General features: G+C 39.0%; 9 protein-coding genes and 1 pseudogene. 2 read left to right on the forward strand and 8 right to left on the reverse strand.

Features of this window, described 5'->3' with window-relative positions:
- From VE944_RS12610 to VE944_RS12620, 3 genes are all read right to left on the reverse strand, one after another.
- Window positions 1-1,520, reverse strand: a 1,520-nt coding sequence (locus VE944_RS12610) for an ABC-F family ATP-binding cassette domain-containing protein (protein WP_324977463.1), incomplete at its 3' end; no start/stop codon positions are given.
- A gap of 71 nt (window positions 1,521-1,591) precedes the next feature.
- Window positions 1,592-2,008 carry a DUF1824 family protein gene (locus VE944_RS12615; protein ID WP_324977466.1) on the reverse strand — a complete coding sequence of 139 codons (417 nt, stop codon included), beginning with the start codon at window positions 2,006-2,008 and terminating at the stop codon, window positions 1,592-1,594.
- A gap of 192 nt (window positions 2,009-2,200) precedes the next feature.
- Complete coding sequence (locus VE944_RS12620) at window positions 2,201-3,049, reverse strand: prohibitin family protein (protein ID WP_324977469.1); 849 nt, start codon at window positions 3,047-3,049, stop codon at window positions 2,201-2,203.
- A 308-nt stretch (window positions 3,050-3,357) separates the two neighbouring features.
- On the opposite strand from VE944_RS12620, the gene VE944_RS12625 reads away from it, so the two are divergent.
- Entirely contained in the window at window positions 3,358-4,902 is a 1,545-nt protein-coding gene (locus VE944_RS12625; RefSeq protein WP_324977472.1) for a phytoene desaturase family protein, read from the forward strand.
- A gap of 213 nt (window positions 4,903-5,115) precedes the next feature.
- Here the strand turns inward: VE944_RS12625 and VE944_RS12630 are convergent, their stop codons facing one another.
- From VE944_RS12630 to VE944_RS12640, 3 genes are all read right to left on the reverse strand, one after another.
- On the reverse strand, window positions 5,116-6,036 hold the full coding sequence (locus VE944_RS12630; protein WP_324977475.1) for a DUF6414 family protein: 921 nt from the start codon (window positions 6,034-6,036) through the stop codon (window positions 5,116-5,118).
- Window positions 5,981-6,226 carry a hypothetical protein gene (locus VE944_RS12635; protein ID WP_324977477.1) on the reverse strand — a complete coding sequence of 82 codons (246 nt, stop codon included), beginning with the start codon at window positions 6,224-6,226 and terminating at the stop codon, window positions 5,981-5,983. The genes VE944_RS12630 and VE944_RS12635 overlap by 56 nt, the downstream gene beginning before the upstream one ends.
- A 321-nt stretch (window positions 6,227-6,547) precedes the next feature.
- On the reverse strand, window positions 6,548-6,682 hold the full coding sequence (locus tag VE944_RS12640; RefSeq protein WP_324977484.1) for a hypothetical protein: 135 nt from the start codon (window positions 6,680-6,682) through the stop codon (window positions 6,548-6,550).
- Here VE944_RS12640 and VE944_RS12645 point away from each other — a divergent pair.
- A pseudogene (locus VE944_RS12645) lies at window positions 6,680-6,886 on the forward strand (carotene isomerase); the annotation flags it as partial. The gene VE944_RS12640 and the pseudogene VE944_RS12645 sit on opposite strands and share 3 nt — an antisense overlap.
- Here VE944_RS12645 and VE944_RS12650 read toward each other — a convergent pair.
- Both VE944_RS12650 and VE944_RS12655 read right to left on the reverse strand, forming a co-directional pair.
- Window positions 6,873-7,547, reverse strand: coding sequence for a hypothetical protein (locus VE944_RS12650; protein WP_324977479.1), 675 nt, complete (start codon window positions 7,545-7,547; stop codon window positions 6,873-6,875). The pseudogene VE944_RS12645 and the gene VE944_RS12650 sit on opposite strands and share 14 nt — an antisense overlap.
- A gap of 662 nt (window positions 7,548-8,209) precedes the next feature.
- Window positions 8,210-9,019, reverse strand: a complete 810-nt coding sequence (locus VE944_RS12655) for a prohibitin family protein (protein WP_324977482.1) — start codon at window positions 9,017-9,019, stop codon at window positions 8,210-8,212.
- Window positions 9,020-9,450: the final 431 nt, after the last annotated feature.

Genomic DNA, 9,450 nt, shown 5'->3' on the forward strand with positions numbered 1-9,450 from the left:
GTGCGATCAAGAAAGTAGCGATCGTGAGAAACTACAATTACACACCCGACAAAATCTTCTAAATAATCCTCTAATACTGCTAATGTCTGAACATCTAAATCGTTTGTCGGTTCATCTAAAATCAAGACATTGGGCGCACTCATCAAAACCCGTAACAGAAATAAACGGCGTTTTTCACCACCCGAAAGTTTATTAATTGGGGCATACTGTTGATTACCAGGAAACAAAAACCGCTCCAACATTTGAGAAGCAGTAATTTGAGTCCCATCGGTAATTTTGATAAACTCTCCTTCTTCTTTGATGTAGTCAATCACGCGCTGATTTTCGTTTAAAGCTGTGAGCAATTCTTCAGAATGCTGGTCAAAATAACCGATGTGAATTGTAGTCCCAATTTCTGCAACACCTGAATCTGGCTTAATCTGACCGGTAATAATATCCATTAAAGTGGATTTACCAGCACCATTAGCGCCGATAATGCCGATGCGGTCTTCTGGACTAAATTCGTAGGTAAAATTATTAATTAAAGTACGTCCATTGTATGCCTTAGAAATGTTATCTAATTCAATAACCTTTTTCCCAATGCGACGACCAACTGTAGAAATATCAACCTTACCCTGAACTTGTTTAAATTCAGTATCCCGCAGAGCGTGAGCGCGGTCAATTCTAGCTTTTTGCTTGGTACTTCTGGCTTTCGGCCCTTTTTTGAGCCATTCTAACTCGCGCCGCAATAAGCCTTGATGTTTACGTTGACTACTTACAGCAGATTCTTCAGCTAAAGCTTTCTTTTCCAGGTAATATGAATAGTTACCTGTAAAGGTGTAAATGTCGCCTCGGTCAATTTCAATAATCCGATTGGTAACGCGATCTAGAAAGTAGCGATCGTGAGTGATGAGAAAAAGTGCGCCGCGATAGCGATTTAAATAACTTTGTAACCATTCTACAGAAAGAGCATCAAGATGGTTTGTCGGCTCATCCATGAGCAAAACATCTGGTTCTGCGAGCAACGCTGATGCTAAAGCAATACGCTTGCGATAGCCTCCAGACAAAGTGCCTATCTTGGCGTCAAAGTCAGAAATTCCTAATTTGGTGAGGATGATTTTAGCATTAGTTTCTAATTCCCAAGCACCATTTGTATCCATCCGTTGCATCACTACAGAAAGGCGAGACATCAGTTGGCTATCATCTGGATAGTGAGCCAATTTATCTGAGAGTTCTTCATACTCACGCACCAAAGCCATGTGTTCGCCACTGTCAGCAAAAACTTGTTCTAAAACTGTATGATTTTCATCTAAATCTGGTAACTGGGGTAAGTAGATAATTCTAGAACCAGAGTTGACTAAAATCTGACCGCTATCAATCGATTCTAACCCGGCGATCATTTTTAATAGGGTTGATTTGCCTGAACCGTTAGTACCAATTAAGCCAACTTTATCGGTAGCATCTAGGCTAAAGCTGGCATCTTTTAAAATTTCCTTAATGCCAAAGTCTTTTTTTACTGATTGTAGTGTAATAATACTCATAACATTTAGTAGTGTTTCATTGATTATTAGTTAGTAGGTAAGGCACATACCCTACCTACATTCGCCAAATTCTATACAAATAAATCCAAGGGGAGATGTCCATACATTTCGTTGATTCCGTCTTCGTCGTAAGACTGACAAGATACTAATACGCCACGATGATGTCCAGCATAAGAATCGAGATAACACAAGCCATTTTTACCATTTAATTTGATATAAACTGGGCCAACAGGAGTCAGTAAATTGTCTGGTGCTTCATAACCCAAAGCCAGGGAATAAGTTTTCATGGCAAGTATTCCTTCTTCTGCCGTATCAGCACAAATTCCTAAAATTTGATAATCAGCAAGTTTAGCGATTAAAATTAAGGCACTACGAATTACTAATTTTTCTGATGGCTTGAGGACAGGCGCAATGTCTAGACAGTTGAATTTATTCAGTAATTTTTTCGCTTCTTCGGCGGTGAGATTCTGAGGATTGGGGGTTGACATAAACTTCGATTATTGTCTTGTTGGTTTTTCTGTTGTGTTGAAGTTGGGACTAGTGCCGCAAGGCGGAAGTCACGCATTCACGCAGTCAAAAGTCAAAAAGCTTTAATTTTGGGCTTTATTGCTGTAATGAAATGGTAGGTTTATTTCCGCCAAGTTGTACTAGCCCAACTTACTAAATATTATTCACTCGAATTAAGGTTGATTTTGGACATTTCCAAGGTTGTATATGAAGGGAACGCCGCTTTTTGAGTCACCACCCATAACGAGGACTTTGGGCATCTGAGCGCCGCCACTCCTCCAAGCTTCAATTGCTTCTTTTTGCAGAACTAACTGTCCTCCTTGGGCTTTGAGTGTCTCTGCTAACAGTCTTTGAGCTTCTGCCCTACCTTTAGCGCGATTCACATCTGCTTGTGCTTCTTGTTCTGCTTCCCGTGCTACATAAACGGCTCTTTGCGCCCGTTGTTCAGCAATTTGTTTTTCTTCCACAGCTCTTGCAAATTCTGGTGAGAATGCTAAATCAACTACGCTAGTATCTAACACAATTATCCCATATTTGTCTAAGCGATCGCCTAGCGCTTCATCAAAGTCTTCTTTCAACTCACTTCTTTTGGTAATTGCTTCTTCTACTGTTCTTCTAGCGGCTGCAATTTTAAATGCTTCTTGGGTCTGTGGTGCAATGATTTTCGATACAATATTTGCTAAGGTTCCTTGTTTCCTTCTAACTTCAACTACCTTAATGGGATCGAGGCGAAAGTTGATTGCAAATCTCGCAGATAAATTTTGCAAATCTTTGGTAGAACTCTCTGCTGGCACTTCAAATTTTTGCACCGTCAAATCATACACATCTATCACTGAGATAAAAGGCGGTTTTGCATGAATCCCTTCCAATAATGCCCCATCTCTCGCTTTACCTAAGATACTGATTACTCCTGCTTGTCCTGGGTTAATAATAATAAAGGAATTTAGTCCCAAAAGCACTAATGTTGCTAACACAATTCCTAAAACTGTGCTTTGCCAATTTCCAAATTGCTGATTTTTCAAATTCTTCTCTCCAATATGAGTTAGTCATTGGTCATTGGTCATTTGTCATGAATAGTTATTATTTTTCTTCTTGTTTTCCTTCTCTAGCCCATACTGCTGAGTAAAAAGTCTTACTTGCGTCTGGGTAAACTCAGTTACTAGTTTAAGCTTCTCATTAGTCTGTGTGAATCAACCCTTTAATTTGAATGGAAGTCTCTAATGTCCATCATTTGTGATGATATTAACCAATTAGAGCGGTTTATGGATGGAGGAGCGAATGATATTATCCAAGTTTCCACACCTGTTTTAGTTTATTGTTGCAAACATATATGCAAGTTACAGATGTAGTTGTTATTGGTAGCGGTATTGGCGGTTTGAGTTGTGCTGCTGTTTTGGCACGGTATGGCTTTGATGTAATAGTCTGCGAAAGTCATTCCATTGCTGGAGGCGCTGCTCATGCTTTTGAGCGCAATGGTTTCAAATTTGACTCGGGCCCGTCTCTCTACTCTGGACTGTCTTACAGCCCCTCTGCCAACCCTCTGCGGCAAGTCTTAGATGCAATTGGCTCGGAATTACCATGCGTAACTTACAATACTTGGGGTTGTTGTGTACCAGAAGGTGATTTTGATACGTCGGTTGGTGCGGAGCAATTTTGTGAAGTGCTGATGAAATTTCGGGGACATGATGCTGTAGCCGAATGGCAGGAACTCCAGCGCATTATGGAACCATTCGCTAGTGCAGCAACTTCCATACCACCGGCGGCATTACGCTTTGACTTTGGTGCAGCTAGAACTGTGGGCCCATTTATCCCATCTCTGACAAAACATCTGCCGAATATGATTAAGCTGACGGGCCCCTTCAGCCGGATTATGGATGGCGTTGTTAAAGATCCTTTTACCCGAAACTGGCTCAACTTGCTGTGTTTCCTGCTTTCTGGATTGCCCGCAGATGGCACTAGCGCCGCAGAGGTAGGATTTATGTTTGCTGACTGGTATCGCCCAGACGCAATACTTGAATATCCCATTGGTGGTAGTGGTGCTTTAGTTGACACCCTTGTACAAGGATTAGAGCGTCACGGTGGGAAGTTGATGCTGGGCGCTCATGTTGAAGAAGTGCTTGTAGAAGCGAATCGTGCGGTGGGTGTTCGTCTGCGCGATCGCTCCGAAATCCGGGCACGCCGAGCAGTAATTTCTAACGCATCGGTTTGGGACACACTGAAGTTACTACCAGAAAAGGCAATACCCAAACAGTACCGCGCTAAACGACAAGCAACACCTGAATGTGATAGCTTTATGCATTTACATTTAGGCATTGATGCTCAAGGATTACAGTCAAATTTGCGGTGTCATTACATCGTAGTTAATGACTGGGAATTGGGCATAACAGCACCTCAGAATGTTGTGGTGATATCAATTCCTTCAGTTCTCGATCCATCCTTAGCGCCACCAGGTAAGCACGTAATTCATGTTTATACTCCTGGTAATGAGCCGTATGCCATCTGGCAAGGAATGGATAGAAGGAACCAAGAATACGCCGAAAAAAAGCGATCGCGTTCAGAAGTAATGTGGCAAGCGCTAGAGCGCATAATTCCAGATATTCGCTCTCGTTGCGAAGTCACACTTGTTGGTACACCTCTAACTCACGAGCGTTATCTCCGTCGTTATCAAGGTTCCTACGGCCCAGCAATTCAGGCTGGAAGTGGGATGTTTCCTGGGCCTAGCACACCTTTAGCAGGGCTGATGTGCTGTGGAGACTCGACATTTCCCGGTATTGGTTTACCAGCAGTCGCCGCCAGTGGGCTGATTGCTGCCAATACCCTTGCACCAGTTAATAAGCATTTAGCAATGCTGCAAGATATCAAGTGCATTGAATAGCCTTAGCTTGAGAGAAAATAGTAATCAATTAGGACTTACGCATTGACAGGAAAAGCAAATATGATAATGGATTTCAGGCATTAAACCTTGATTTTTCAAAACTTTTTAGGCGATCACTATTTATCAAATGATGATTGATAAAAGCCTGAAACGACGTATTTTCTTTGATTTGCAGATAATAAATTTGTACAATGCGTAAGTCTTATAAATTTATCAATTAATTTTTGTATAAATTGCAATTGGGTCTATTGCAATATCAACTCTTCCTACGAATGCTGTTAATAGCTCAATCATATCTATTGTTCCTGCCATGCCAGGGTAATCTATTTTTTCTACTTTTCTTCTTGGGACAAATCCAACAATACTTACTTCAACGTCACCTGGCATAATATAACCTGTTCTTAATTGCTCCCTGGTCATACAAAGATTTTCTGGGTTTATAGATCCAATTGCATTTGAATCTCCTATTTTTGTATGTATTGTAATACTTCCTAGTGAAAAAGCTTTTAGCATTTTTAGCGCAATTTTAATTTCTTGTTCTTTTGCTTTTCTCTGATTACTATTTAATTGTGTTTGATTTAAGAATATTGATAATATATCTTTATCGGTAAATGTTTCTATAATTGAGTTCCAATCAAAAAATTTAGATGTTCCTGTTATTTTTATTAACGAAGAATATTCTTTTAAATCTAATTCACTTTTTATTTCTTTTAAAATTCCTTTTCTAATTAAACCTTCTTCAAAATCCAAATATCCATTATCATGATCTACTATATCTTCTGAAGAAGAATAAGAATATTCTTTAGTATCCGCATTTATTCCCTTTTTAAACCCCTTTCTAATTATTGTTTTGTCAATTGTTTTACCGCTTAATCCACCAGCTAAGTTTTTAGGGCCTATACTAATTTCTCCCTCTTTACCATCTTCCTGTATTTCTTCTGTATATTCTTCATCTGTACCTTGAGTTATTTTATTTGCTTCATTTTCTGTTAGTCGTTTAATTTGTACTATTCCATTTAATAATTGTGAAGAGTATGAATGCAATCTATTTCTATCTAAATAGATAAAATGTTTTAAATTAATATCTTCGATGTTTTCTATGAAATTGTTCTCTAACTCTTGCTCTTTCTTCATCAAATTTTTGTTTAGCTTTGTCTTTTTCTGTGTGTGATTGGTCTGATAATTTTACAATATCTTTTTCAAGGCTTGAGTTTTTATCTACGTCTGCCTCTTTCATCGTATTAACAATTTGGCGGGTTCCTTCGGCTATATAATGAGCCACCGCACTTACATCTAAACTTTTGTCAAAAGCTCGGTTAGTCATATTCCAGTTGTTTTTTGTCTGGATAATTCTAGTGTACTGTCTCTAGTTGATTTTCTTTGATCATTTACACGGATTTTTACGATGGCATGATTTAACTTGACGCTATCTATTGTATAGACCCCATTAAGCGCGGTTATATCCATATATAGCTCTTTCCTTAATATTACCCTTGCCGATGGGCTTAGTATCACACGCTAGCTTATCCAAGGGGTTAGAGGTTAATGGGCAACAGGTGCGATGACACAGCCCATCGGCAGCAGGGGGATATATATGTGATGTGAGGATGCGCTTAGTTGTCTCTGAAGATAAATTAGCTAAGAGCTAATCTCTTATCTGGAGAACGTTTCGAGCGTCTTTGGTTGGAAACGCTCTGATATAGTTAGCGAATTTGAGAACGTAATCTTTCTCGTAAGTTATTTGGGCTGCGATCGCAATAGCTGCCCCAAAGCTTCTCAAGGTTCATACAGCCCAGCAATTCAGGCTGGAAATGGAATGTTTCCCGGGCCTAGCACACCATTAGCAGGACTAATGTGCTGTGGAGACTCGACATTTCCCGGCATTGGTTTACCAGCAGTCGCCGCCAGTCGGCTGATTGCTGCCAATACCCTTGCACCTGTTAATAAGCATTTAGCAATGCTTAAAGATATCAAGTGCATTTAATTTTTCGAGTATAAAATCTAGTTGCCAAGAGAGCCGCACCTGCTGCCAAAACTGCTAGTACACTATCAGGTTCAGGTACGGCAGCAACTTCAGCATCAATTCGTGCAGTTCCAGCAAACAAACCTGTCAATTCAGGTTTTTGCAGGATATTAGCAAACTCTGGAGAAACCAGCAATTTAACATCAGGGATGGTTAAATTTTGACCATCAAATGCCACAGGTTCTGGAAGACTCAAATCAAACAAAATTGTATTTAAAGAATATGTGTCTCTTAAAACAAATCCGCTAGCATCTTTAACGGTACGTCCTGGAGCCAAACCAATTGAAAAATCACCAACAGTAATTTGATCGTTGAAGGTAACAGTCCCAGAGTGCTCGATTGTACCTGAGAGCGGAGTAAAACCGCCCTCATCGCTGAACGTAAAGTTGCTGGCTGGCTCGATGTTAAAGCCAACCAAATAATTGCTGGGAATTGGTGCGACTGTATTATGACTGCCTGTCAAGATTAGTCCGATATTTCTAAGAATATCCTCGTGGTCACGATCAATGCTAGTGACCCCAGATATCACTTTAAAAGTTGCAGCTTCTACCTCTATAGGTGCAATTGATATAAAAGCTGCTGTTGTACAAGCAAGAATCCCTGAAAAATGAAAAAAACGCATAAATCGTAACCCTGATTTTAGTAGTTAATTTTATCTAAAAAACACTCCTTATAAAACTAAAAACACTTTTATGAAATTTACATGAAGTAATTATCAAGCTAATAGCAAAATTTCAGTCTTAGAGTTATAAATACAAGGTTATATAGATGGGTAAAAATAAATGTCACTGCTTACAATAAAGCATAAGGTATGAAGTATAAGGCATTAGGTAGAAAAGATAATGAAATTATAGTTCCGTTTAATTATGTCTACTGCCAATTATTTAGCCTTAAACCTAAAAATTATGATGTGGTTAAGCATAAGTTTTATCTTTAATTATTAATAAGCTTATGTGAAGAGGTGAAACACTATGCCAAAAATTATTTATCTATTGATAAAGTAAATCTTAGAGGATGTTTGAAAAGTCCTTTCGTTGGTAGCAAAACGTTATCGATCCCCCCAGCACCCCTTAAAAAGGGGGGCTTTAATTCCGGTTCCCCCCTTTTTAAGGCATTAAACATCGGCATCAGGTTAAAACTTTCCAGCGCTCAGTGGCATCCTGAAAATGTACCACCAATGCTACAACTGTGCTGTGCCTATCTTAATGGTCAACTGGCTATTTGATGTTTTCGCAAAAATGGGATGCTCCTGATGTATAAGCAGATATTTTCTTAAAAAGAATCTCAATTTTTATCAAATTTTAAAATTTCACTTAAATTAAACAATTTTGGAGCCTCCTTACTGACAATTAATGGCAGCTTGCCATTCCATTTTTCTATTGCTTGCCTTTGCAGAATTTCGGGAGTTAAACCATCACGTAATAATCTGTGCGCCTCAGCCTCTCCTTTTGCTAAATTAACTTTTGCCTCAGCCTCTTTTGTTGCTTTCAGCGCGATAAACTCTGCTCGTTTTGCTTCTTGTTCAGCAATCTGCTTCGTCTCTACCGCCTCACCAAATCTTTCTGAAAAATGGACATGAACTAGAGAAATATCATCAACTGCAACGTGATAGCTACCCAATCGTGTGGATAATGCATCATCTACTCCACCTTTGACTTCTCCTCGTTTAGTAATAATTTCTTCAGCAGTATACTTTGCCATTACTGCTTTTAGCACTTCTTCAACTGCTGGGTTAATAATCCGAATAACTATATCTTGTTCATCTCCAATTTCTTGAAAGATGGCATTTGCTTCTTGGGGAACAATATGCCAATTGAGAGCGACATCGGTGAAAACATTTTGTAAATCTTTAGAAGAAGCCTCAGCCGAAATTTCCTGCTTTTGGACTCGAATACTTAACTTTTTTACAGTATTAACTACAGGAATAATTAAGTGAAGTCCTTCACCTAATATCTGGTTTTGTACTTCACCAAATTCCATCAAGACACCACGTTCACCTGCATTTACAATCACACAAGGCGTGAGAAAGAGAGTTATCAGGAACAAAAGAGCAGTCAGTTTACCGGCACTGTTAAAAGTTGGATTTTTTTTCATCTGTGTGAAACATGTATGCGTCTTGCATAGAGACACATATTTAGGAGTTGTAAGTTTCTTGTCGCCATGCTCTTATAACTTTGACTTTAAGTCAAATTTTATATCACTAAGCAGTTAATGTGTTGAATATATATAAGTAGATAATTAAGCCGCCAATGTGTACTTTACTACCCCAACTTGGAGATAGTGAAGCTTAGGATAGCTTTATATTTACCTAAATCACTGTAATAATATCTAAAAACCGTAGTATTTGAAAAGGTAAGTTGCCCTTAATGGACTAAAGCAGCAGGGAAAATCATACTTTTTCCAACCGATGTATTACATTTAGCTCGTCTTTTTGTTTACCAAACTCATTAGCTGCTTATCCAAGCCGATGAGGTAATCTCTACCGTAAGCCCCATTTTCTAAGCCTGTAACAAGATGATTGGAAT

Source organism: Nostoc sp. (genome assembly GCF_035638895.1).
In the GTDB taxonomy this organism is placed as follows: domain Bacteria; phylum Cyanobacteriota; class Cyanobacteriia; order Cyanobacteriales; family Nostocaceae; genus Nostoc.